This is a genomic window from Citrobacter sp. Cu096 (assembly GCF_030332285.1).
Lineage (GTDB): Bacteria > Pseudomonadota > Gammaproteobacteria > Enterobacterales > Enterobacteriaceae > Citrobacter > Citrobacter meridianamericanus.
Map to the genome: position 1 here is coordinate 1 of NZ_JAOWID010000017.1, position 22,412 is coordinate 22,412.

Below are 22,412 nucleotides of genomic sequence, written 5' to 3' on the forward strand. Positions count from 1 at the left end.
CGGTAGTTCAGTTGGTTAGAATACCTGCCTGTCACGCAGGGGGTCGCGGGTTCGAGTCCCGTCCGTTCCGCCACTTATTAGAAAATTAAGCCTGCTATCAAGCAGGCTTAATGATAAGAAAATTTAGGGGCGTAGCTCAGTTGGTAGAGCACCGGTCTCCAAAACCGGGTGTCGCGAGTTCGAGTCTCTCCGCCCCTGCCAGAAACAATCCTTAGCATTCTTGCTAAGGATTTTTTTTTCGTGCAATTCAACATTGTCTTCCTTCTGTTTTTACTCCCGGCATCCTTGCCAGTATTTACCTTAATCTTCCAGAATATTTGTTCTCAATAGATCGCAGATCAGTGCATGTTTATCGCTGTTTTGCAGCCAAACTGCATATAAAGGGCGAGATAGTGTTGTACTGTCGGTAACCGTATGGAGATCGCTTTTGGTTTTGGCCCAGTTGACAGGAAGCCAGCTAAAGCCCTTAATCACAGAAAGCTGTTGCCTGGCCAGTTCAGCTGAACTGGTAGTGAGTACCGGCACTTCATCTCCCGCGATCAATCCCGCTTCGTGTTGTTGAAAATCGGGTCCCCATTCCAGACGTAGATAGTTCAGTTCATCTTTGGTTTGCGATGGAGAACTACAATAGAGCGCCAGCGTGAAATATCCCAACAGTTGGCTGCTAAATTCGTCCATTTTGGGCGTTTCGGTCGTAATCAGTAGATCAAGCTGTCGTTCATGAAGCTGTTTTACCAATGACTGGCGCTGAGCGATCCTCGCTTCAAACTGCAGGCTGGACTGTGGCTCCTGAGATTGATATAAACGTCTCAACCAGTCATTAAGCATGCACTCCCAGAGAGATGCGCTGGCGCCGATAGAAAACTCGTTATGCCGCGAGGTATTCGCAACTTCCTTACGTGCTGCTTGCCACGTATTCATCAGGGTTTCAGCGTAAGGCAATAATTTTTCACCTGCGGCGGTCAAACGGATATTGTTTCTGTGTCGAGTGAACAGGTTTACACCCAATTGATTTTCCAGCTGTCTGATCCGAAAACTAACCGCTGACTGGGTCAGATAGAGCGCTTCAGCAGCCCTGCCAAAGTGGCGTGTCCGGCTAACTTCCAGGAAAGTTTTTAACAATTCCGTATCCACAACTCGCTCCATAAAATAATTTGTCGTTATGATTTAAATCTTTTGTTTGACGCTCTGTCAAGCGTAACTAATACTCCGCGCCATAAATAGCTCGGCCAAAGAATTAGGAGCGTGCAGGATGGCGGAAAGCTTTACGACGACTAATCGATATTTCGATAATAAATATTATCCCCGCGGATTCTCCCGTCATGGTGATTTCACCATTAAAGAAGCACAACTGCTTGAGCGTCACGGTTATGCTTTCAACGAGCTGGATCTGGGTAAGCGTGAGCCGGTAACTGAAGAAGAGAAACTGTTTGTTGCGGTATGCCGTGGTGAACGTGAGCCGGTTACTGAAGCTGAACGCGTGTGGTCTAAATACATGACGCGTATTAAGCGTCCAAAACGCTTCCACACGCTTTCTGGTGGGAAACCTCAGGTGGAAGGCGCAGAAGACTACACCGAATCTGATGATTAATAAAAAAGGGCGAAAGCCCTTTTTTTATGCCAGTAGTTTCTGCAAATGAATGAGTAACCTGTCTATCGCCCGGTATCCAACGGCTTCCTGTAAGTGTTGGCGAGAGATGCGATCACATTGTTCTATATCCGCAATCGTTCTAGCGACCTTTATCAGACGCAGCCAGGCGCGGATAGATAATCCGAGATGCGCGAGCGTTTCTTCCAGCCATTGAGCATCGTCGCTGTGCAGTGGGCAGTATTTATGAATATCCTGGCTGTTCAGGTGCGCGTTTAACTTATTTTGCCGCAGATACTGACGCTCTCGTGCTGCTATAACGCGTTGCTTAACCGTTGCACTATCTTCCCCTTTCACTGCGCTCTGACTGAGTATGCCGGGCGGTGGTAAGGGGATTTCGAGGGAGAGGTCGAAGCGATCGAGAAATGGTCCTGACAGTCGATTGAGGTAGCGCAGCGTCTGTTCTGGAGTACAGCGATTATGATTCCCCTGATAATGGCCTGTAGGGCTTGGATTCATCGCTGCTATAAGTTGAAAGCGCGCGGGATAGGTTATTTTTGCTCTGGTGCGGGATAGATGGATCTGCCCGGACTCGATGGGTTCGCGCAAGGCATCCAGCGTACGCCGTTCAAACTCGGGTAGTTCATCCAGAAACAGTATGCCGTTATGCGCCAGAGAGATCTCGCCTGGTGCAGGAATAGAGCCTCCACCGACCATGGCCGTTAATGAAGCACTGTGATGTGGTGAACGAAAAGGGCGTTGCTTCCATTGTTTTTGTATCGTTTCGGAATTAACCAGACTGAGTATCGCAGCACTTTCCAGCGCTTCATCGTTGCTAAGCGGTGGGAGCAGACCTCTGAGGCGACTGGCCAACATGGTCTTGCCCGTACCCGGCGGGCCAATGAGCAAGAGGTTATGACCGCCAGCTGCGGTAAGCTCCAGCCCGCGTTTACCCTGTTCCTGGCCGATAACATCGCTCAGGTCGTCGGCGAATGCGTCGGGCGTAAAATCTGCGGCTGAGGGCCTGTCTAAATCGTGCTTACCTTCGAGAAATGCGCATACGGTCTGCAGGTGATCTGCGATCAGGCATCCTTCGCCGTGTATCAGTCCAACTTCAGCGGCATTCTCTGTGGCGACAATAATTCTCCTGCCTGCACGAATGGCTTCGGTTGCGCTTGATATCGCGCCGGGAACGCCGCGTAACGCGCCTGTAAGCGCTAATTCACCGACCAGCTCATATGCATCGAGATTATGGGTTGTAAGCTGCTCAGAAGCGGCCAGAAGCGCAACAGCGATAGGTAAATCATATCGCTCCCCTTCTTTCGGAAGATCGGCTGGAGCGAGATTTATGGTTATCTTCTTTGCCGGGAATTCATACCCGCTATTAATTATCGCACTGCGTACCCGATCGCGAGCCTCTTTCACCGTCGTTTCCGGCAGCCCCACCATGGTTAAACCGGGCAGGCCGTTGCTGATATGTACCTCGACAGTAATGGCGGGTGCATTTACGCCCAACGCGGCGCGTGTATGAATGATCGATAGTGACATAATGCCTCCTGATGACAGTATTATGTCGCAATACATCGCGGCAAGATTTTACATAATTACGCCTTTTAGGTGCTGATTCATGTGTATTAGTGTAATTCACAATAAGTTGCATCTAGTCTGGGATGACGCCCGCAAATGCTTTTGAATAGACTTTTTATTGGGGATCGGGCTGCTGAGAATTACCTGAAACGTGAAATATTTTCATTTTTGATTTTTTGTATAAAAAACAACGATATTTATCTAAACCGTTAATGGTGTCAGAAAAATGAATAAAAAAATATCTTGTGTCATTTGCAAATTCTATGGTAACTCTTTAGGTATTCCTTCGAACAAGATGCAAGAAAATACAAAAATGACAGCCCTTCTACGAGTGATTAGCCTGGTCGTGATTAGCGTGGTGGTGATTATTATCCCACCGTGCGGGGCTGCACTTGGACGAGGAAAGGCTTAGAAAACAAGCCTTAACGAACTAAGACCCCCGCACCGAAAGGTTCGGGGGTTTTTTTTGACCTTAAAAACTTAAACGAGGAGCAGAAAGTGAATATCAGCATAAAATTCTGTTTCTCAAGATTTACGGCGGGGATGTAACTATGAATGGGGCACAGTGGGTGGTACATGCGTTGCGTGCACAAGGGGTTCAAACCGTCTTTGGTTATCCCGGTGGCGCAATTATGCCGGTTTACGATGCGCTGTATGACGGCGGCGTAGAACACCTGTTGTGCAGACATGAGCAGGGCGCAGCGATGGCGGCGATTGGCTATGCCCGAGCGACGGGTAAAACCGGCGTTTGTATCGCCACTTCCGGTCCTGGTGCTACTAACCTGATCACCGGACTTGCCGATGCGCTGTTAGATTCTGTTCCTGTGGTGGCGATCACCGGTCAGGTGGCATCACCTTTCATCGGAACGGATGCATTCCAGGAAGTGGATGTTCTGGGTATGTCTCTGTCCTGCACCAAACACAGTTTTCTGGTGCAATCACTGGAAGAACTGCCGCGCATCATGGCTGAGGCTTTCGCCGTGGCGAATTCCGGTCGTCCGGGCCCGGTTCTGGTTGATATCCCAAAAGACATCCAATTAGCCAGCGGTTCGCTGGAGCCATATTTTACGACCGTCGAAAACGTTGAGGCTTTCCCGCACGCTGATGTTGAGCAGGCGCGTAACATGCTGGCGCAGGCGCAAAAACCGATCCTGTACGTAGGTGGCGGCGTAGGCATGGCGCAGGCAGTTCCGGCCCTGCGTGAGTTTATTATGCTTACCCAAATGCCGGTCGCCTGTACGCTGAAAGGCCTGGGCGCAGTAGATGCTAACTACCCATACTATTTGGGTATGTTGGGAATGCACGGTACTAAAGCTGCAAATTTCGCGGTGCAAGAGTGTGATTTACTGATTGCAGTTGGCGCACGTTTTGATGACCGGGTGACCGGTAAGCTGAATACTTTCGCACCGAACGCCAGCGTGATCCACATGGATATCGACCCGGCGGAAATGAATAAACTGCGCCAGGCGCACGTGGCGCTGCAAGGCGATTTAAATGCGTTGCTGCCGGCATTACAGCAACCGTTGAAGATTGACGAATGGCGTCAGTACAGTGCTGAGCTGCGCACAGAGCATACCTGGCGCTATGACCATCCGGGCGAAGCTATTTATGCGCCGTTATTGCTGAAACAGCTTTCAGACCGCAAACCAGCCGACAGCGTAGTAACAACGGATGTTGGTCAGCATCAGATGTGGTCGGCACAGCATATGACCTACACCCGCCCGGAAAATTTTATCACGTCGAGCGGCTTGGGTACGATGGGCTTTGGCTTGCCTGCTGCGGTTGGCGCGCAGGTTGCTCGCCCGAATGATACGGTAATCTGTATCTCCGGTGACGGTTCCTTCATGATGAATGTACAGGAGCTGGGCACCGTAAAACGCAAGCAGTTGCCACTGAAGATAGTTTTACTCGACAACCAGCGGTTAGGCATGGTGCGACAATGGCAGCAGCTGTTTTTTCAGGAACGTTATAGCGAAACTACCCTTACCGATAACCCCGATTTCCTCATGTTGGCCAGCGCTTTCGGCATACCTGGTCAGCACATCACCCGTAAAGACCAGGTTGAAGCGGCACTCGACACCATGCTGAACAGCGAGGGGCCATATCTGCTTCATGTCTCAATCGACGAACTTGAGAATGTCTGGCCTCTGGTGCCACCTGGCGCCAGCAACTCAGAAATGCTGGAGAAATTATCATGATGCAACATCAGGTCGCCGTTGAGGCTCGTTTCAATCCGGAAACGTTAGAACGTGTTTTACGCGTGGTACGCCATCGTGGTTTTCAGGTGTGCTCCATGAATATGGAAGCCGCCAGCGATGCGCAGAATATAAATATCGAATTGACCGTTGCCAGCCCCCGGTCGGTCGACTTACTGTTTAGTCAGTTAAGTAAACTGGTGGATGTTGCACATGTTGCCATCTGTCAGAGCACAACCACATCACAACAAATCCGCGCCTGAGCGCAAAAGGAAGAAAAATGACGACGAAAAAAGCTGATTACATTTGGTCTAATGGCGAGATGATTCGTTGGGAAGACGCGAAGGTCCACGTGATGTCCCACGCGCTGCACTACGGTACTTCCGTATTTGAAGGTATTCGTTGCTACGATTCTCACAAAGGGCCGGTGGTGTTCCGTCATCGTGAACATATGCAGCGTCTGCGTGATTCAGCCAAGATCTATCGTTTTCCGGTATCTCAGAGCGTTGATGAGCTGATGGAAGCGTGCCGCGAAGTGATTCGTAAAAACAACCTGACCAGCGCCTATATCCGTCCACTGGTGTTTGTTGGCGATGTAGGGATGGGCGTTAACCCGCCAGCGGGTTACACCACTGATGTGATTATCGCCGCGTTCCCGTGGGGGGCTTACCTCGGAGCTGAAGCGTTGGAACAGGGGATCGACGCGATGGTTTCTTCCTGGAACCGCGTTGCACCGAATACTATCCCTACCGCTGCCAAGGCTGGTGGTAACTATTTGTCTTCACTGCTGGTGGGTAGCGAAGCGCGTCGTCATGGCTACCAGGAAGGTATTGCGCTGGATGTGAATGGCTACATCTCAGAAGGCGCGGGCGAAAACCTGTTTGAAGTAAAAGACGGCATTTTATTTACTCCGCCATTTACTTCTTCCGCCCTGCCGGGTATCACCCGTGACGCGATCATTAAGCTGGCGAAAGATCTCAATATTGAAGTGCGTGAGCAGGTGCTTTCCCGTGAATCGCTGTACCTGGCCGACGAAGTATTTATGTCCGGTACTGCGGCCGAAATCACCCCAGTACGTAGCGTCGATGGTATCCAGGTGGGCGAAGGCCGCTGTGGTCCGGTCACCAAACGCATCCAGCAGGCCTTCTTTGGCCTCTTCACCGGTGAAACGGAAGATAAATACGGCTGGTTGGATCAGGTTAATCAATAAACATAAATTTGGGACGGCACGCACCGTCCCAATTATTAGACAGACGGGAGTTAATCAAGCATGCCTAAGTATCGTTCTGCTACCACCACCCACGGCCGCAATATGGCGGGTGCCCGCGCACTGTGGCGCGCCACCGGGATGACCGATGATGATTTCGGTAAACCGATTATTGCTGTGGTGAACTCTTTTACCCAGTTTGTGCCGGGCCATGTCCACCTGCGCGATCTCGGTAAGCTGGTTGCCGAACAAATCGAAGCCTCAGGCGGTGTGGCAAAAGAGTTCAACACCATTGCTGTGGATGATGGTATCGCCATGGGCCACGGGGGCATGCTGTATTCACTGCCGTCGCGCGAGCTGATCGCTGACTCCGTTGAGTACATGGTTAACGCTCACTGCGCCGATGCGATGGTCTGTATCTCTAACTGCGACAAAATTACCCCGGGGATGTTAATGGCCTCCTTGCGCCTGAACATTCCGGTGATCTTTGTTTCCGGCGGCCCGATGGAAGCCGGGAAAACCAAGCTCTCTGACCAAATTATCAAGCTCGACCTGGTTGATGCGATGATTCAAGGCGCTGACCCGAAAGTTTCCGACTCGCAGAGCGAGCAGGTTGAACGTTCTGCCTGTCCGACCTGCGGCTCATGCTCCGGGATGTTCACCGCAAACTCCATGAACTGTCTGACCGAAGCGCTGGGTTTATCGCAGCCGGGTAACGGTTCGCTGCTGGCGACTCACGCCGACCGTAAAACGTTGTTCCTTAACGCGGGTAAACGCATCGTTGAGCTGACTAAACGCTACTATGAGCAGGATGATGCTTCTGCGCTGCCGCGCAACATTGCCAGCAAGGCGGCGTTTGAGAATGCCATGACGTTGGATATCGCCATGGGCGGCTCCACCAACACCGTTCTGCACCTGCTGGCGGCCGCACAGGAAGCGGAAATCGACTTCACCATGAGTGATATCGACAAGCTGTCCCGCAAAGTCCCACAGCTGTGTAAAGTGGCGCCGAGCACGCAGAAATACCATATGGAAGACGTGCACCGCGCAGGCGGCGTACTGGGTATTTTAGGCGAACTGGACCGAGCCGGGCTGCTGAACCGTGACGTGAAAAACGTGCTGGGACTGACTCTGCCGCAAACGCTTGATCGGTATGATGTGATGCTGACCAAAGATGATGCGGTGAAAAAAATGTTCCGCGCTGGCCCGGCGGGCATCCGTACCACCCAGGCGTTCTCGCAGGACTGCCGCTGGGACACGCTGGATGACGATCGTGCCGAAGGCTGTATCCGTTCGCTGGAACACGCTTACAGTAAAGACGGCGGTCTGGCGGTACTCTACGGTAACTTCGCGGAAAACGGCTGTATCGTGAAAACCGCAGGTGTGGATGACAGCATCCTGAAATTTACCGGCCCGGCGAAAGTGTACGAAAGCCAGGATGACGCGGTTGAGGCGATCCTTGGCGGCAAAGTGGTGGCGGGCGACGTGGTTGTCATTCGTTACGAAGGACCGAAAGGCGGGCCGGGCATGCAGGAAATGCTCTACCCAACCACCTTCCTGAAATCGATGGGCCTTGGCAAAGCCTGTGCGTTGATCACCGACGGACGTTTCTCCGGCGGCACATCCGGCCTGTCTATCGGCCACGTTTCCCCGGAAGCGGCCAGCGGTGGCAACATTGCGATCATCGAAGATGGCGACATGATTGCTATTGATATCCCGAATCGCGGTATCCAGTTACAACTAAGTGATGCGGAAATCGCTGCGCGTCGCGAAGCGCAGGAAGCACGCGGTGACAAAGCCTGGACGCCTAAAGATCGTCAGCGTCAGGTCTCTTTTGCGCTACGCGCCTATGCCAGTCTGGCAACCAGCGCCGACAAAGGCGCGGTGCGCGATAAGTCAAAACTCGGGGGATAATGATCATGGCGGATTCACAACCTCTATCCGGTGCTCCTGAGGGCGCTGAGTATCTCAGAGCGGTACTGCGTGCGCCGGTATACGAAGCGGCGCAGGTAACGCCGCTACAAAAAATGGAAAAGCTCTCTTCGCGCCTCGATAACGTGATTCTGGTCAAGCGCGAAGACCGTCAACCCGTTCACAGCTTCAAGCTGCGTGGAGCCTACGCCATGATGGCGGGCCTGACCGAAGAGCAAAAAGCGCATGGGGTCATCACCGCATCGGCGGGTAATCATGCTCAAGGTGTCGCGTTCTCTTCTGCGCGATTAGGCGTGAAGGCACTGATTGTCATGCCAACGGCTACCGCCGATATCAAAGTTGATGCCGTACGCGGCTTCGGTGGAGAAGTGCTGTTGCACGGCGCGAATTTTGATGAAGCCAAAGCCAAAGCGATTGAGCTGTCGCAGCAGCAGGGTTTTACCTGGGTTCCGCCGTTTGACCATCCGATGGTGATTGCCGGGCAGGGCACGCTGGCGCTGGAGTTATTGCAACAGGATGCTCACCTCGACCGCGTATTTGTCCCGGTAGGCGGCGGCGGATTAGCGGCAGGCGTGGCGGTGTTGATCAAACAGCTGATGCCACAGATCAAAGTGATTGCCGTGGAAGCTGAAGATTCCGCCTGCCTGAAAGCGGCGCTGGATGCCGGTCAACCGGTCGATCTTCCGCGTGTGGGTCTCTTTGCTGAAGGTGTGGCGGTGAAGCGTATCGGCGATGAAACTTTCCGTCTGTGCCAGGAATACCTCGACGACATCGTTACCGTTGATAGCGATGCAATCTGCGCGGCAATGAAAGACCTGTTCGAAGACGTGCGTGCGGTGGCGGAACCTTCCGGGGCGTTGGCATTAGCAGGGATGAAAAAGTACATCGCCCAGCACAATATTCGCGGTGAACGACTGGCACATGTGTTGTCAGGTGCGAACGTTAACTTCCACGGCCTGCGCTACGTGTCTGAACGCTGTGAGTTGGGAGAACAGCGCGAAGCGCTGCTGGCAGTCACTATCCCGGAAGAAAAAGGCAGCTTCCTCAAGTTCTGCCAGTTGCTGGGTGGACGCTCGGTGACCGAGTTTAACTACCGCTTTGCCGATGCCAAAGATGCCTGCATTTTTGTCGGCGTACGCCTGAGTCGTGGTCTGGAAGAACGTAAAGAAATCCTCCAGTTGCTTAGTGACGGCGGTTACAGCGTGGTGGATCTGTCTGACGACGAAATGGCGAAGCTGCACGTGCGCTATATGGTTGGCGGCCGTCCGTCGAAACCCTTGCAGGAACGTCTGTTCAGCTTTGAATTCCCCGAATCGCCAGGGGCGTTGCTCAAATTCCTGCATACCCTGGGTACGCACTGGAATATTTCATTATTCCACTACCGCAGTCACGGCACCGATTACGGTCGTGTACTGGCGGCGTTTGAGTTGGGTGAGCACGAGCCTGATTTCGAAACGCGGCTGAACGAACTGGGCTATGATTGTCACGATGAAACGCATAACCCGGCGTTCCGTTTTTTCCTCGCGGGTTAGCAGTCGCCATTAAAAAAGGGTTCATGTTTTCACATGAACCCTTTTTGCAACTGTATCTGCAAATTACAGCGTGATGACGTCGAATTCGACTTCGGTGTTCACGTCAGCATCGTAATCCACTTCGTCGAGGCCAAAACCGAACAGGTTCAGGAATTCCTGCTTGTACCCTGCATAGTCAGTTTCTTGCGCCAGGTTTTCGGTGGTGATCAGCGGCCACAGATCGCGACATGCCTGCTGAATGTCTTCGCGCAGTTCCCAGTCATCCATACGGATACGCTGGTTGTCATCAAGCGCCACTTTGTCGCCGTACAGGCTGGTGGTCATCAGACGGTTGATCTGCTCGATACAGCCTTCATGAATCCCCTGCGCTTTCATCAGTTTGAAGACCATAGAGATGTACAGCGGCATTACCGGGATCGCAGAAGATGCCTGAGTGATCACGGATTTCAGTACGGCAACGTTCGCAGAACCGTGCAGCGGAGCCAGCTGATCACGCAGCGCACCTGCCGCGCGGTCGAGGTCTTCTTTTGCTTTGCCCAGCGCGCCGTGCCAGTAGATTGGCCAGGTCAGGTCGGTTCCGATGTAGGAGTAGGCCACGGTTTTCACGCCATCAGCCAGCACGCCCGCTTCGCTCAGCGCGCCCATCCACAGTTCCCAGTCTTCACCGCCCATCACAGTAACGGTGTTCTGAACTTCTTCTTCCGTTGCCGGCTCAATGCTGGCGGTGATGATCTGATCTTTGTTGGTATCAATCGCTTTAGAGGTGTAAACCTCACCGATTGGCTTCAGCGCCGAACGGACGATTTCACCGGTTTTCGGCATTTTACGCACCGGGGAAGCCAGCGAGTAAACCACCAGATCAATCTGACCCAGGTCTTCTTTGATCAGTTTGATGACTTCATCACGGCACTCGTCGGAGAACGCGTCGCCGTTGATGCTTTTGGCGTACAGGCCTTCGCGCTTAGCGGCTTCATCGAAGGCTGCAGAGTTATACCAGCCCGCGGAACCCGGTTTGGTTTCCGTGCCTGGTTTTTCGAAAAATACGCCGATAGTGGCGGCACCGCTGCCAAAGGCGGCGGAAATTCTGGACGCCAGACCGTAACCGGTGGAAGCACCGATGACCAGCACGCGGGAAGGGCCGTTAGCGATTTTCCCGTTTTTCTTCACATAATCGATCTGTTTTTCCACATTGACTTTGCAGCCAGTCGGATGGGTCGTTGTACAGATGAATCCACGAATTTTTGGTTTGATTATCATAATGATGGCTAATTAAGTTTGTATTTTCGCTGTCAAGTGCGCAATGACACCGTCTGTTCTGGCTTGCTAAACGTGATGGTTAACAAGCCCCCCACATCTATTATGGCACGTGACATTATACAGAAAAGGAGTGCCAATACTGAATCTACCACTGATTTTAGGCCTGATGCTGGCGCTACTCGGTGGATTTACGCTCCAGAACAATTTTCCAGAACGCATCAATTAGCGGCTCATGCAGCCGCTTTTTCGGCGCGCAGACGCCCAGCTCGAACGGTGTTTTCTCGTCGCTGCGCTCTAAAATCATCACGCGATTACGCACCGGCTCCGGGCTGTTTTCCAGCACAACTTCCGGCAGCAGCGCCACGCCGCAGCCGAGCGCCACCATCGAGACCATCGCTTCATGACCGCCCACCGTGGCGTAAATCGACGGGTTGCTGATTTTGTGGCGGCGGAACCACAGCTCAATGCGGCGGCGTACCGGCCCCTGGTCGGCCATGATAAACGGCACCGTCGACCAGTCGGGTTTCTCGACGGAAACCTGATTACGCACCGGGCAGGGCAGCGCCGGGGCGATCAATACGACCGTCAGATTCTCCAGCATCGAAAACGCCACCGCGCCGGGCAGCATCTCGGGCTTACCGGCAATCGCCAGATCGGCCTCGCCGGTGACCACTTTGTCCATCGCATCGGCGGCGTCGCCAGTGGTGAGCTTGATTTCCACCGAAGGATGCTCGGCGCGGAAGCGGTCGAGGATTGGCGGCAGGTGGCTGTACGCGGCGGTGACAGAGCAGAAGATATGTAACTCGCCAGACAACGACGGTCCCTGTTGATCGAGGGTGTGGCGCAGCTGCTGGTATTGCAGCAGTGTCTGCTGGGCGAATACGCGCAGCTCTTCACCTGCTTCGGTCAGGGTGACCGTGCGGTTATCGCGCACAAACAGCGGCTGGCCGAGGTCTTCTTCCAGGCGCTGGATCTGGCGCGAAAGCGTGGAAGGGCTGACGTGCATCGCCCGCGCGCTGCGGCCAAAATGGCGACTTTCTGCCAGATGCAGGAACATTTTCAGATCGCGTAAATCCACCGGCGAGCCTCTTTATTTTGACGTTGCAGATATTGCAATGTGACGTTGTGAATATATCAATTTCCGCAATAAATTTCCTGTTGTAATGTGAGTCTAATCCCGCTGAAACGCGAACCGAATAATAAGCACCACAACACAACATCACGGAGTACACCACCATGGCTAACTACTTTAATACACTGAACCTGCGCCAGCAGTTGGCACAGCTGGGCAAATGTCGCTTTATGGGCCGCGACGAATTCGCCGATGGCGCAAGCTACCTTCAGGGTAAAAAAGTGGTCATCGTCGGCTGTGGCGCACAGGGTCTGAACCAGGGACTGAACATGCGTGACTCCGGTCTGGATATCTCTTATGCCCTGCGTAAAGAAGCGATTGCTGAGAAGCGTGCTTCCTGGCGCAAAGCGACCGAAAACGGCTTCAAAGTCGGGACCTATGAAGAGCTGATCCCGCAGGCTGACCTGGTGGTTAACCTGACCCCGGACAAGCAGCACTCTGACGTGGTACGTTCCGTACAACCGCTGATGAAAGACGGTGCGGCGCTGGGTTACTCCCACGGTTTCAACATCGTGGAAGTGGGCGAGCAGATCCGTAAAGACATCACCGTAGTGATGGTGGCGCCGAAGTGTCCGGGCACCGAAGTCCGTGAAGAATACAAACGTGGTTTCGGCGTTCCGACCCTGATCGCCGTTCACCCGGAAAACGATCCGAAAGGCGAAGGCATGGCTATCGCCAAAGCGTGGGCAGCAGCCACCGGCGGTCACCGTGCGGGCGTGCTGGAATCCTCCTTCGTGGCGGAAGTGAAATCTGACCTGATGGGTGAGCAGACCATTCTGTGCGGCATGTTGCAGGCCGGTTCTCTGCTGTGCTTCGACAAGCTGGTGGAAGAAGGGACCGACCCGGCTTACGCGGAAAAACTGATTCAGTTCGGCTGGGAAACCATCACCGAAGCGCTGAAGCAGGGTGGGATCACCCTGATGATGGACCGTCTGTCCAACCCAGCGAAACTGCGTGCTTACGCGCTCTCTGAGCAGCTGAAAGAGATCATGGCGCCGCTGTTCCAGAAGCACATGGACGACATTATTTCCGGTGAATTCTCTTCCGGCATGATGGCTGACTGGGCCAACGATGATAAGAAACTGCTGACCTGGCGTGAAGAGACCGGCAAAACCGCGTTCGAAACCGCCCCACAGTTTGAAGGTAAAATCGGTGAGCAGGAGTACTTCGATAAAGGTGTACTGATGATCGCGATGGTGAAAGCGGGCGTTGAGCTGGCGTTCGAAACCATGGTCGATTCCGGCATTATCGAAGAATCTGCGTACTACGAATCGCTGCACGAGCTGCCGCTGATCGCGAATACCATCGCTCGTAAGCGTCTGTACGAGATGAACGTGGTTATCTCCGATACAGCAGAATATGGTAACTACCTGTTCTCTTACGCTTGCGTACCGCTGCTGAAAGAGTTCATGACGACTCTGCAGACTGGCGACCTGGGCAAAGCGATTGCCGAAGGCGCGGTAGACAACGCGCAGCTGCGCGACGTGAATGACGCGATCCGTAGCCATGAAATCGAGAAAGTAGGCCAGAAACTGCGTGGCTACATGACCGATATGAAGCGCATTGCCGTAGCTGGATAAGCATAACGCCATCAGGCAAAAAAAGCCCGGAGGTTGATACTCCGGGCTTTTTATTAGTTACGGTACAGCACTTTAATGATGTGATAACCGAACTGGGTATGCAGCGGGCCGGTCGGCTCCAGTACAGGGCAAGAGAAGACGACTTTATCGAACGCCGGAACCATCTGGCCCTGGCGGAACTCGCCTAAATCACCGCCGCGTTTACCTGATGGGCAGATAGAGTGTTTCTTCGCCAGTTTGCCGAAGTCGGCGCCGTTTTTAATCTGTTCCAGAAGATCCAGTGCCAGTTTCTCTTCTTTAACAAGGATATGCACTGCTGCTGCTGTTTTTGCCATGATCGTGCCTTGAGTGGGGTGGTTAAGGCTGGCTATACTACCACGCTGTTATTCTCCCCTCCCGACTTTCATGAGTGACCCTTTATGCGTTTGAACCCCGGACAACAACAAGCCGTCGAATTCGTCACCGGACCTTGCCTGGTGCTGGCGGGGGCGGGTTCCGGCAAGACGCGTGTTATCACTAACAAAATCGCACATCTGATCCGTGAATGTGGTTATCAGGCACGCCATATTGCGGCCGTGACCTTTACCAATAAGGCTGCGCGCGAGATGAAAGAGCGCGTGGCGCAAACGCTGGGTCGTAAAGAGGCGCGTGGGCTGATGATCTCCACATTCCACACGCTGGGACTGGACGTCATAAAGCGCGAATATGCGGCGCTGGGGATGAAGTCGAACTTCTCGTTATTTGACGATACCGATCAGGTGGCCCTGCTTAAGGAACTGACCGAAGGGTTAATTGAAGACGATAAACTTATTCTTCAACAGCTGATCTCGACGATCTCCAACTGGAAAAACGATCTGATGACCCCGGCACAGGCGGCGGCCAGTGCGAAAGGCGAGCGCGATCGCATTTTTGCTCACTGCTATGGCCTGTACGACGCGCATATGAAGGCGTGCAACGTGCTGGACTTTGACGATCTGATCCTACTGCCGACGCTGCTGCTTCAGCGTAATGAAGAGGTGCGCGAGCGCTGGCAGAACAAAATCCGCTACCTGCTGGTGGATGAATACCAGGATACCAACACCAGCCAGTACGAGCTGGTGAAGCTGCTGGTGGGGCAACGTGCGCGCTTTACCGTGGTGGGTGATGACGATCAGTCTATTTACTCCTGGCGCGGCGCGCGTCCGCAGAACCTGGTACTGCTAAGCAAAGATTTTCCGGCGCTACAGGTGGTGAAGCTGGAGCAAAACTACCGTTCCTCCGGGCGTATCCTGAAGGCGGCGAACATTCTCATTGCTAACAACCCGCACGTCTTTGAAAAGCGGCTTTTCTCCGAGCTGGGCTATGGGGCTGAGCTGAAGGTGCTGAGTGCGAATAATGAAGAGCATGAAGCGGAACGCGTCACCGGGGAATTAATTGCCCATCACTTTGTGAACAAGACGCAATATAAAGACTACGCCATCCTGTATCGCGGTAATCATCAGTCGCGGGTATTTGAAAAATTTTTGATGCAGAACCGCATCCCGTACAAAATTTCTGGTGGAACGTCGTTCTTCTCGCGTCCGGAGATTAAAGATCTGCTGGCCTACCTGCGTGTGCTGAGCAATCCGGATGACGACAGCGCATTTTTACGCATCGTAAACACGCCAAAACGTGAAATCGGTCCTGCCACGCTGCAAAAGCTCGGTGAATGGGCGATGACCCGCAACAAAAGCCTGTTTACCGCCAGCTTTGATATGGGGCTTAGCCAGACACTGACCGGACGTGGGTATGATTCTCTGACCCGTTTTACGCACTGGCTGGGTGAAATCCAACGCCTGGCGGAGCGCGAGCCGGTTGCCGCCGTGCGCGATTTGATCCACGGCATTGATTATGAATCCTGGCTGTATGAAACCTCGCCGAGCCCGAAAGCGGCAGAGATGCGTATGAAAAACGTCAACACCCTGTTCAGTTGGATGACGGAGATGCTGGAAGGCAGTGAGCTGGAAGAACCCATGACCCTGACTCAGGTCGTTACCCGCTTTACCCTGCGCGACATGATGGAGCGCGGAGAGAGCGAAGAAGAGCTGGATCAGGTGCAGTTGATGACGCTGCATGCCTCAAAGGGGCTGGAGTTCCCTTACGTGTTTATGGTGGGAATGGAAGAAGGATTTTTGCCGCACCAGAGCAGCATTGATGAAGACAACATCGATGAAGAGCGTCGTCTGGCTTACGTCGGAATTACGCGTGCGCAGAAAGAACTTATCTTCACGCTGTGCAAAGAGCGCCGCCAGTACGGTGAGCTGGTGAGACCAGAACCGAGCCGATTCTTGTTGGAACTGCCACAAGATGACGTTATCTGGGAACAGGAGCGTAAAGTGGTAAGCGCCGAGGAGCGGATGCAAAAGGGACAGGCCAGCATCGCCAATATTCGGGCGATGATGGCGAAAGCAAAAGAGAAGTAGATATTTTCCAGGGCGTATAAGCGTCATCCGGCAGCCAGCACAACAGGGAGGTTGATGAGATGTTGAAGTTTGTATTGGTCATTTTGTCAGGGATGTTCTATACCGCAACGGCGTCTGCAACAGATAGATTTGAGTTTTTTGACTATTGTTCTGTGTCGATGGTGAATATGGTTGCCAGCAGTAATCAGCCATTAATGATTGCAGAGCATGTTGGTGCGAAAGATTTACGTATTGAAGCCGAAGAAGATGATGAGAGTAACGTTATGCTCCAATTGTTTGATCGGCGGAAAAAAAGCACCCCGGATACCCCCGGAGCCGGGCATCTTGGCTGGGTGACTTATCATCCGGCTAAAAATATCCTGACGGACATTAATGATGAACAACTGCAATTTGACCCGCAAAAAGGCAAACACTTTCAACAATGTTTAACCCGTATGCGGGAATGTCAGGATTTAAATCAGAAACTGAAACTGGATGCCACCATTGATTTCCCGCGTTATGCGTTGACGGGTAAGTCTCGCGCCTGGTTCTATGCCGCTCCGGTAGCGCAGTGCCGCAGTGAATCAATTTTTATCGTACCCGGTGATATCGTATCCAGAACCGGGTTCAGCATTGCCCGGGATGAAGAAACGCAAAAGTTTTATGAGTCTGTGCGGGGTAACGATTCACATGGTTATTTGTTGGCAGGATACGGTGGTTACGTTGGTTGGATAGAAGCCAATCATCTGGAGGCGGTCGATCTGGTATGCAACGATGCCAGGGATAAATCGGGGTTAAAGAATCCTGCGCCGGGAGAGTTTGTTGAGCGTAAAGTCGCTCAGACTCAACCGCGCCTCTATTTCTATGATGCGCCGGATAAAGCCTGCCTTCGCGAAGATAATTCATTCATCATTGCTGACGACAAAGTTCAGATGGTAAATCGGTCTGCGTACGCGGGCTTTTCCTTTGTTCGCTATACCCATCCGGTGACGCATAAGGTGACTGAAGGATGGGTTTTAGCCAGTGGGCTGAAGTAGCCTATTCCGCGTTAATGAACGTCCAGAGGCCAGTGGACATAGCTTTGCCACTGGATTTCCTGATCGATTAACTCTTTACCTAATGGATGATGTTCCAGCCAGCCTTCCGGCAACGTTAGCGTCAGATTTTCATCCTGAGCTTGCAGGATGATGTGTGGCACTAAATCGTCGCGACGGCGTGCGGCGAAGATGATCGCCAGACGTAGTAAACGGCAAAGGTGCTCCGCAATGCGCGGTGGCACAGCGTTTTGCTGGTGCAGCGAAGAGAGATCGACAGGATTGCTCTGGTTGAGTAACAGCGTGGCTAACAGTTTTTTCTGTGCGGGAGTAAAGCCCGGAAGATCGAGATTACGCACCAGCCAGGCGGCATGCAGCGGAGCCTGCTTATATTCCACGCTCAGCCCTATTTCATGCAACTGACAGGCACTTTGCAGCAGTTCGCGGTTAATGGCCTCAAGATGCCACTCATCTTTCACCTGATCGAATAAATGTACAGCCAACTGTGCGACGCGGTTCGCCTGATCGGTGTCGACCATAAAGCGACGCTGAATATTACGCAGCGTGCGGCTGCGAATATCCTGATCGACAGGCAGGTGTAGCATACCGTAAACCAGACCTTCACGCAGTGCGCCGCCGGCCAGGGTCATGCATTGAATATTCAACTCAGTGAAAATGGCGAGCAGAATGGCCAATCCGCTGGGGAAAACCAGCGCGCGTTCCAGCGTTAACCCTTCGATTTCCAGCTCTTCCAGGCGACCGCAGTGAATAGCACGTTGCTTAAGCTGTTGAAGTTTGGCCAGCGTAATGCGCTCATCCATACCCTGCGCCATCATGATTTCCTGCAACGCCTGGACGGTACCGGAGGCACCGACGCAAACTTTCCAGCCATGAAAACGCAGTTTGTCGGCGACGGGGCGCAAAACTTCACGAGCCGCTTTCTCGGCTTCGTCAAAGTTTTCCTGTGCCAGATTACGATCGGTGAAGTACCGTTCAAGCCAGGTGACACAGCCCATTGACAGGCTGAACAGAGAGGTTGTTTGGGCACCTGAGCCGGTAACCAGTTCGGTACTGGCGCCGCCAATATCAACGACCAGACGCTGATCGGCACCGCCAGTGGTGTGAGCAACACCCTGATAAATCAGACGCGCTTCTTCTTCACCACTGATGACCTGGACTGGGCAGCTGAGGATCTCTTGCGCTTTAGCGATAAAGACATCGGCGTTTACCGCGATGCGCAATGTTGCCGTGGCGACCACACGGATTTGCGGTTGCGGGATATCCTGCAGGCGTTCAGCAAACAGGCGCAGGCATTGCCAGCCGCGTTCCATGGCTTCAGCGGAGAGAACGTTGTCGCTGTTGAGTCCAGCGGCCAGACGCACCTTGCGTTTAATACGCGTGAGCGTCTGGATGCTTCCCGCCACCTCGCGCACAACCAGCATATGAAAACTATTAGAGCCTAAATCGATTGCGGCGTACAGCGAAGTGGTTGTGAGCATATCTTACGTTAACCTGAACGACGACGATTACGCGGAGCACCACCGGTACGACGTGGGCCATTGCCAGTGCGTGGGCGCGTTAAACGTAACGGCTTCGGCAGATCGGTCATCAGCGCATCCGGGTTGTACTTACTAACCGGAATCGAGTGGCCAATATAGGTCTCGATAGCGGGTAAATTCAGCGCGTATTCTTCACAGGCCAGGCTGATCGAGTGACCGCTCGCGCCAGCACGGCCGGTACGACCGATACGGTGAACGTAATCTTCACAGTCATCCGGCAGGTCATAGTTGAATACATGCGTTACGGCTGGGATATGCAGACCGCGCGCGGCGACATCAGTCGCAACGAGAATATCCAGATCGCCACGAGTGAACTCATCAAGGATACGCAGACGTTTTTTCTGCGCTACGTCACCGGTCAGTAGACCAACGCGATGACCATCGGCGGCAAGACTACCCCAGATATCTTCACAACGATGCTTAGTGTTAGCAAAGACGATAGCGCGATCTGGCCACTCTTCTTCAATCAGCGTTTGCAGCAAACGCATTTTTTCTTCGTTGGAAGGATAGAAGAGTTCTTCTTTAATACGATGACCTGTCTTCTGTTCCGGTTCGACTTCAACGTACTCGGCGTTATTCATCTGTTCAAACGCCAGTTCGCGAACGCGGTAAGAGAGGGTTGCAGAAAACAGCATGTTCAGACGTTGGGTGGTTGGCGGCATACGACGGAACAGCCAACGGATATCTTTAATAAAGCCCAGATCGTACATACGATCTGCTTCATCCAGCACCACGACCTGAATCGCGCCCAGGTTAATGTGGTTCTGTTTTGCATAGTCGATAAGACGACCGGTCGTGCCGATAAGAATATCGACGCCGCTTTCCAGCACTTTCAGCTGTTTATCGTAACCGTCGCCGCCATAAGCCAGGCCTAATTTCAGACCGGTGGTCTGTGCCAGCGGCTCGGCGTCGGCGTGGATCTGCACGGCTAACTCACGCGTTGGCGCCATAATTAACGCACGCGGTTGGTTCACCTTGCGATCGTCAATCGCGGGATGAGAGAGAAGATAATGAAACGTTGACGTCAGGAACGCCATCGTTTTTCCGGTACCGGTTTGCGCCTGCCCTGCAACATCACGACCTGCCAGCGTTAGCGGCAGCGCGAGGGCCTGAATGGGCGTGCAGTTATGAAACCCTTTGTTTTCAAGGGCTTCGATCACCTTTGGGTGCAGGGCGAAGTCGGAAAACTTCTGTTCTGTTAAATGTGTTTTGCTCATAGTGTGGTAGAATATCAGCTTACTATTGCTTTACGAAAGCGTATCCGGTGAAATAAAGTCAACCTTTAGTTGGTTAATGCTACATCAACACGTCGTTGATTAAGGGTACACCAACGCACCAGGCTTATTCCTGTGGAGTTAATATGAGCGATAAAATTATTCACCTGACTGACGACAGTTTTGACACGGATGTACTCAAAGCGGACGGAGCTATCCTCGTTGATTTCTGGGCAGAGTGGTGCGGTCCGTGCAAAATGATCGCTCCAATTCTGGATGAAATCGCTGACGAATATCAGGGCAAATTGACGGTTGCTAAACTGAACATTGACCAAAACCCAGGCACCGCGCCGAAGTATGGTATCCGTGGCATCCCGACCCTGCTGCTGTTCAAAAACGGCGAAGTTGCGGCGACTAAAGTCGGCGCACTGTCCAAAGGTCAGTTGAAAGAATTCCTCGACGCTAATTTAGCGTAAGGAAGTCTCATGATCGGGCGACCATACTTCGAAATGATTCGGATGACTGGACGCCCGACTTGAGTCGTGCTAAGTTAGTGTTGACTTCGTATTAAACATACCTTATTAAGTTTGAATCTAGTTATATCCAATACTTCCCGTTGTTTCTCGCGCAGGAAGTGGACAGATTCCTGGCTTATCGCTCAATCCGTCTTGTCGTTTCAGTTCTGCGTACTTTCCTGTGACCAGACAGCGAACAGACATGAGTTTGATGGCCGTAAACAGGCATGGATGACCCTGCCATACCATTCACAACATTAAGTTCGAGATTTACCCCAAGTTTAAGAACTCACACCATTATGAATCTTACCGAATTAAAGAATACGCCGGTTTCTGAGCTGATCACTCTCGGCGAAAATATGGGCCTTGAAAACCTGGCTCGTATGCGCAAGCAGGACATTATTTTTGCCATCCTGAAGCAGCACGCAAAGAGTGGCGAAGATATCTTTGGTGACGGTGTGCTGGAGATATTGCAGGATGGATTTGGTTTCCTCCGCTCTGCAGACAGCTCCTACCTCGCCGGTCCTGATGACATCTACGTTTCTCCCAGCCAAATCCGCCGTTTCAACCTCCGCACTGGTGATACCATCTCTGGTAAGATTCGCCCGCCGAAAGAAGGTGAACGCTACTTTGCGCTGTTGAAAGTTAACGAAGTTAACTACGACAAACCAGAAAACGCCCGTAACAAAATCCTCTTTGAGAACTTAACGCCGCTGCACGCAAACTCTCGTCTGCGTATGGAACGTGGTAACGGTTCTACTGAAGACTTAACGGCGCGTGTACTGGATCTGGCATCGCCGATCGGTCGTGGCCAACGTGGTCTGATTGTTGCTCCGCCGAAAGCGGGTAAAACCATGCTGCTGCAGAACATCGCGCAGAGCATTGCTTACAACCATCCGGACTGTGTGCTGATGGTGCTCCTGATTGACGAACGTCCGGAAGAAGTGACCGAGATGCAGCGTCTGGTTAAAGGTGAAGTTGTGGCTTCTACCTTTGACGAACCAGCATCCCGTCACGTTCAGGTTGCGGAAATGGTTATCGAGAAGGCGAAACGCCTGGTTGAGCACAAGAAAGACGTTATCATTCTGCTCGACTCCATCACCCGCCTGGCGCGTGCGTACAACACCGTGGTTCCGGCTTCCGGTAAAGTGCTGACTGGTGGTGTTGATGCCAACGCCCTGCATCGTCCGAAGCGTTTCTTCGGTGCGGCGCGTAACGTGGAAGAGGGCGGTAGCCTGACCATCATCGCGACTGCGCTGATCGATACCGGCTCTAAAATGGATGAAGTTATCTACGAAGAGTTTAAAGGTACCGGCAACATGGAACTGCATCTCTCTCGTAAGATTGCTGAAAAACGCGTCTTCCCAGCTATCGACTACAACCGTTCCGGTACCCGTAAAGAAGAGTTGCTCACCACTCAGGAAGAGCTGCAGAAAATGTGGATCCTACGCAAAATCATCCATCCGATGGGTGAAATCGACGCAATGGAATTCCTCATTAACAAGCTGGCGATGACCAAGACCAATGACGACTTCTTCGATATGATGAAGCGTTCCTGATTCAGGCATCATCTGAAAACGCCACGTTTTTACGTGGCGTTTTGCTTTTGTGGATGTAATCTTAACGACACAATAACAACAATACGGTATGACTACCGCCT

The 22,412-nt window shown here is 52.7% G+C and carries 20 protein-coding genes and 1 tRNA gene; 14 read left to right on the forward strand and 7 right to left on the reverse strand.

Annotated elements, in window-relative coordinates; all coding sequences use genetic code 11:
* The first annotated feature begins 125 nt into the window (after positions 1-125).
* Positions 126-201 (forward strand) — tRNA-Trp (locus tag OGX99_RS00910).
* 99 nt (positions 202-300) lie between these two features.
* Here OGX99_RS00910 and hdfR read toward each other — a convergent pair.
* Positions 301-1,146, reverse strand: a complete 846-nt coding sequence (gene hdfR, locus OGX99_RS00915; protein WP_151217296.1) for an HTH-type transcriptional regulator HdfR — start codon at positions 1,144-1,146, stop codon at positions 301-303.
* Between the two features lie 106 nt (positions 1,147-1,252).
* On the opposite strand from hdfR, the gene maoP reads away from it, so the two are divergent.
* The gene (gene maoP / locus OGX99_RS00920; protein ID WP_003018025.1) at positions 1,253-1,591 is read left to right on the forward strand and encodes a macrodomain Ori organization protein MaoP; all 339 of its coding nucleotides are present in this window, start codon (positions 1,253-1,255) and stop codon (positions 1,589-1,591) included.
* A 24-nt stretch (positions 1,592-1,615) separates the two neighbouring features.
* Here the strand turns inward: maoP and OGX99_RS00925 are convergent, their stop codons facing one another.
* Complete coding sequence (locus tag OGX99_RS00925) at positions 1,616-3,136, reverse strand: YifB family Mg chelatase-like AAA ATPase (RefSeq protein WP_286542327.1); 1,521 nt, start codon at positions 3,134-3,136, stop codon at positions 1,616-1,618.
* A 352-nt stretch (positions 3,137-3,488) separates the two neighbouring features.
* On the opposite strand from OGX99_RS00925, the gene ilvL reads away from it, so the two are divergent.
* The 6 genes from ilvL to ilvA all read left to right on the forward strand — a co-directional run bounded on the left by ilvL (position 3,489) and on the right by ilvA (position 10,041).
* Entirely contained in the window at positions 3,489-3,587 is a 99-nt protein-coding gene (ilvL, locus tag OGX99_RS00930; RefSeq protein ID WP_001311244.1) for an ilv operon leader peptide, read from the forward strand.
* A 139-nt stretch (positions 3,588-3,726) separates the two neighbouring features.
* Positions 3,727-5,373 (forward strand): acetolactate synthase 2 catalytic subunit, encoded by a 1,647-nt coding sequence (gene ilvG, locus OGX99_RS00935; RefSeq protein ID WP_210905541.1) that lies wholly within the window; start codon positions 3,727-3,729, stop codon positions 5,371-5,373.
* Positions 5,370-5,633 (forward strand): acetolactate synthase 2 small subunit, encoded by a 264-nt coding sequence (gene ilvM / locus OGX99_RS00940; protein ID WP_003018017.1) that lies wholly within the window; start codon positions 5,370-5,372, stop codon positions 5,631-5,633. The genes ilvG and ilvM overlap by 4 nt, the downstream gene beginning before the upstream one ends.
* Before the next feature lie 17 nt (positions 5,634-5,650).
* Complete coding sequence (locus OGX99_RS00945) at positions 5,651-6,580, forward strand: branched-chain amino acid transaminase (RefSeq protein WP_151217290.1); 930 nt, start codon at positions 5,651-5,653, stop codon at positions 6,578-6,580.
* Between the two features lie 60 nt (positions 6,581-6,640).
* The gene (gene ilvD, locus OGX99_RS00950; protein WP_003844609.1) at positions 6,641-8,491 is read left to right on the forward strand and encodes a dihydroxy-acid dehydratase; all 1,851 of its coding nucleotides are present in this window, start codon (positions 6,641-6,643) and stop codon (positions 8,489-8,491) included.
* 5 nt (positions 8,492-8,496) lie between these two features.
* Positions 8,497-10,041, forward strand: a complete 1,545-nt coding sequence (gene ilvA / locus OGX99_RS00955; protein WP_151217287.1) for a threonine ammonia-lyase, biosynthetic — start codon at positions 8,497-8,499, stop codon at positions 10,039-10,041.
* Positions 10,042-10,104: 63 nt separating this feature from the next.
* Here the strand turns inward: ilvA and fabV are convergent, their stop codons facing one another.
* The gene (gene fabV, locus OGX99_RS00960; RefSeq protein ID WP_187254141.1) at positions 10,105-11,298 is read right to left on the reverse strand and encodes an enoyl-ACP reductase FabV; all 1,194 of its coding nucleotides are present in this window, start codon (positions 11,296-11,298) and stop codon (positions 10,105-10,107) included.
* A 175-nt stretch (positions 11,299-11,473) separates the two neighbouring features.
* On the reverse strand, positions 11,474-12,376 hold the full coding sequence (ilvY, locus tag OGX99_RS00965) for an HTH-type transcriptional activator IlvY (protein WP_151217283.1): 903 nt from the start codon (positions 12,374-12,376) through the stop codon (positions 11,474-11,476).
* Between the two features lie 158 nt (positions 12,377-12,534).
* On the opposite strand from ilvY, the gene ilvC reads away from it, so the two are divergent.
* Positions 12,535-14,010 (forward strand): ketol-acid reductoisomerase, encoded by a 1,476-nt coding sequence (ilvC, locus tag OGX99_RS00970; protein ID WP_151217281.1) that lies wholly within the window; start codon positions 12,535-12,537, stop codon positions 14,008-14,010.
* Positions 14,011-14,063: 53 nt separating this feature from the next.
* On the opposite strand, the gene ppiC is transcribed toward ilvC, so the two are convergent.
* Positions 14,064-14,345, reverse strand: a complete 282-nt coding sequence (gene ppiC / locus OGX99_RS00975) for a peptidylprolyl isomerase PpiC (RefSeq protein ID WP_003017999.1) — start codon at positions 14,343-14,345, stop codon at positions 14,064-14,066.
* Positions 14,346-14,429: 84 nt separating this feature from the next.
* On the opposite strand from ppiC, the gene rep reads away from it, so the two are divergent.
* Complete coding sequence (rep, locus tag OGX99_RS00980; protein WP_187254142.1) at positions 14,430-16,451, forward strand: DNA helicase Rep; 2,022 nt, start codon at positions 14,430-14,432, stop codon at positions 16,449-16,451.
* 59 nt (positions 16,452-16,510) lie between these two features.
* Positions 16,511-17,467, forward strand: coding sequence for a hypothetical protein (locus tag OGX99_RS00985; RefSeq protein ID WP_151225747.1), 957 nt, complete (start codon positions 16,511-16,513; stop codon positions 17,465-17,467).
* An 11-nt stretch (positions 17,468-17,478) separates the two neighbouring features.
* Here OGX99_RS00985 and gppA read toward each other — a convergent pair whose 3' ends face one another.
* Complete coding sequence (gppA, locus tag OGX99_RS00990) at positions 17,479-18,963, reverse strand: guanosine-5'-triphosphate,3'-diphosphate diphosphatase (RefSeq protein ID WP_151225749.1); 1,485 nt, start codon at positions 18,961-18,963, stop codon at positions 17,479-17,481.
* Between the two features lie 8 nt (positions 18,964-18,971).
* Positions 18,972-20,240: an ATP-dependent RNA helicase RhlB gene (gene rhlB, locus OGX99_RS00995; protein WP_187254145.1), complete on the reverse strand. Its 1,269-nt coding sequence runs from the start codon at positions 20,238-20,240 to the stop codon at positions 18,972-18,974.
* Between the two features lie 143 nt (positions 20,241-20,383).
* On the opposite strand from rhlB, the gene trxA reads away from it, so the two are divergent.
* The 3 genes from trxA to rho all read left to right on the forward strand — a co-directional run bounded on the left by trxA (position 20,384) and on the right by rho (position 22,311).
* Positions 20,384-20,713 (forward strand): thioredoxin TrxA, encoded by a 330-nt coding sequence (trxA, locus tag OGX99_RS01000; RefSeq protein ID WP_001280776.1) that lies wholly within the window; start codon positions 20,384-20,386, stop codon positions 20,711-20,713.
* A 130-nt stretch (positions 20,714-20,843) separates the two neighbouring features.
* Entirely contained in the window at positions 20,844-20,987 is a 144-nt protein-coding gene (locus OGX99_RS01005) for a hypothetical protein (protein WP_252839018.1), read from the forward strand.
* Between the two features lie 64 nt (positions 20,988-21,051).
* A complete protein-coding gene (gene rho, locus OGX99_RS01010) occupies positions 21,052-22,311 on the forward strand; it encodes a transcription termination factor Rho (protein WP_002437993.1) in 1,260 nt (419 codons plus the stop codon).
* The last annotated feature ends 101 nt before the right edge of the window (positions 22,312-22,412 follow it).

Bases quoted from the DNA above. Each gene is read 5' to 3' on its own strand.
- hdfR (WP_151217296.1), bottom strand. From the start codon at position 1,146: ATGGAGCGAGTTGTGGATACGGAATTGTTAAAAACTTTCCTGGAAGTT.
- maoP (WP_003018025.1), top strand. From the start codon at position 1,253: ATGGCGGAAAGCTTTACGACGACTAATCGATATTTCGATAATAAATAT.
- OGX99_RS00925 (WP_286542327.1), bottom strand. From the start codon at position 3,136: ATGTCACTATCGATCATTCATACACGCGCCGCGTTGGGCGTAAATGCA.
- ilvL (WP_001311244.1), top strand. From the start codon at position 3,489: ATGACAGCCCTTCTACGAGTGATTAGCCTGGTCGTGATTAGCGTGGTG.
- ilvG (WP_210905541.1), top strand. From the start codon at position 3,727: ATGAATGGGGCACAGTGGGTGGTACATGCGTTGCGTGCACAAGGGGTT.
- ilvM (WP_003018017.1), top strand. From the start codon at position 5,370: ATGATGCAACATCAGGTCGCCGTTGAGGCTCGTTTCAATCCGGAAACG.
- OGX99_RS00945 (WP_151217290.1), top strand. From the start codon at position 5,651: ATGACGACGAAAAAAGCTGATTACATTTGGTCTAATGGCGAGATGATT.
- ilvD (WP_003844609.1), top strand. From the start codon at position 6,641: ATGCCTAAGTATCGTTCTGCTACCACCACCCACGGCCGCAATATGGCG.
- ilvA (WP_151217287.1), top strand. From the start codon at position 8,497: ATGGCGGATTCACAACCTCTATCCGGTGCTCCTGAGGGCGCTGAGTAT.
- fabV (WP_187254141.1), bottom strand. From the start codon at position 11,298: ATGATAATCAAACCAAAAATTCGTGGATTCATCTGTACAACGACCCAT.
- ilvC (WP_151217281.1), top strand. From the start codon at position 12,535: ATGGCTAACTACTTTAATACACTGAACCTGCGCCAGCAGTTGGCACAG.
- ppiC (WP_003017999.1), bottom strand. From the start codon at position 14,345: ATGGCAAAAACAGCAGCAGCAGTGCATATCCTTGTTAAAGAAGAGAAA.
- rep (WP_187254142.1), top strand. From the start codon at position 14,430: ATGCGTTTGAACCCCGGACAACAACAAGCCGTCGAATTCGTCACCGGA.
- OGX99_RS00985 (WP_151225747.1), top strand. From the start codon at position 16,511: ATGTTGAAGTTTGTATTGGTCATTTTGTCAGGGATGTTCTATACCGCA.
- gppA (WP_151225749.1), bottom strand. From the start codon at position 18,963: ATGCTCACAACCACTTCGCTGTACGCCGCAATCGATTTAGGCTCTAAT.
- rhlB (WP_187254145.1), bottom strand. From the start codon at position 20,240: ATGAGCAAAACACATTTAACAGAACAGAAGTTTTCCGACTTCGCCCTG.
- trxA (WP_001280776.1), top strand. From the start codon at position 20,384: ATGAGCGATAAAATTATTCACCTGACTGACGACAGTTTTGACACGGAT.
- rho (WP_002437993.1), top strand. From the start codon at position 21,052: ATGAATCTTACCGAATTAAAGAATACGCCGGTTTCTGAGCTGATCACT.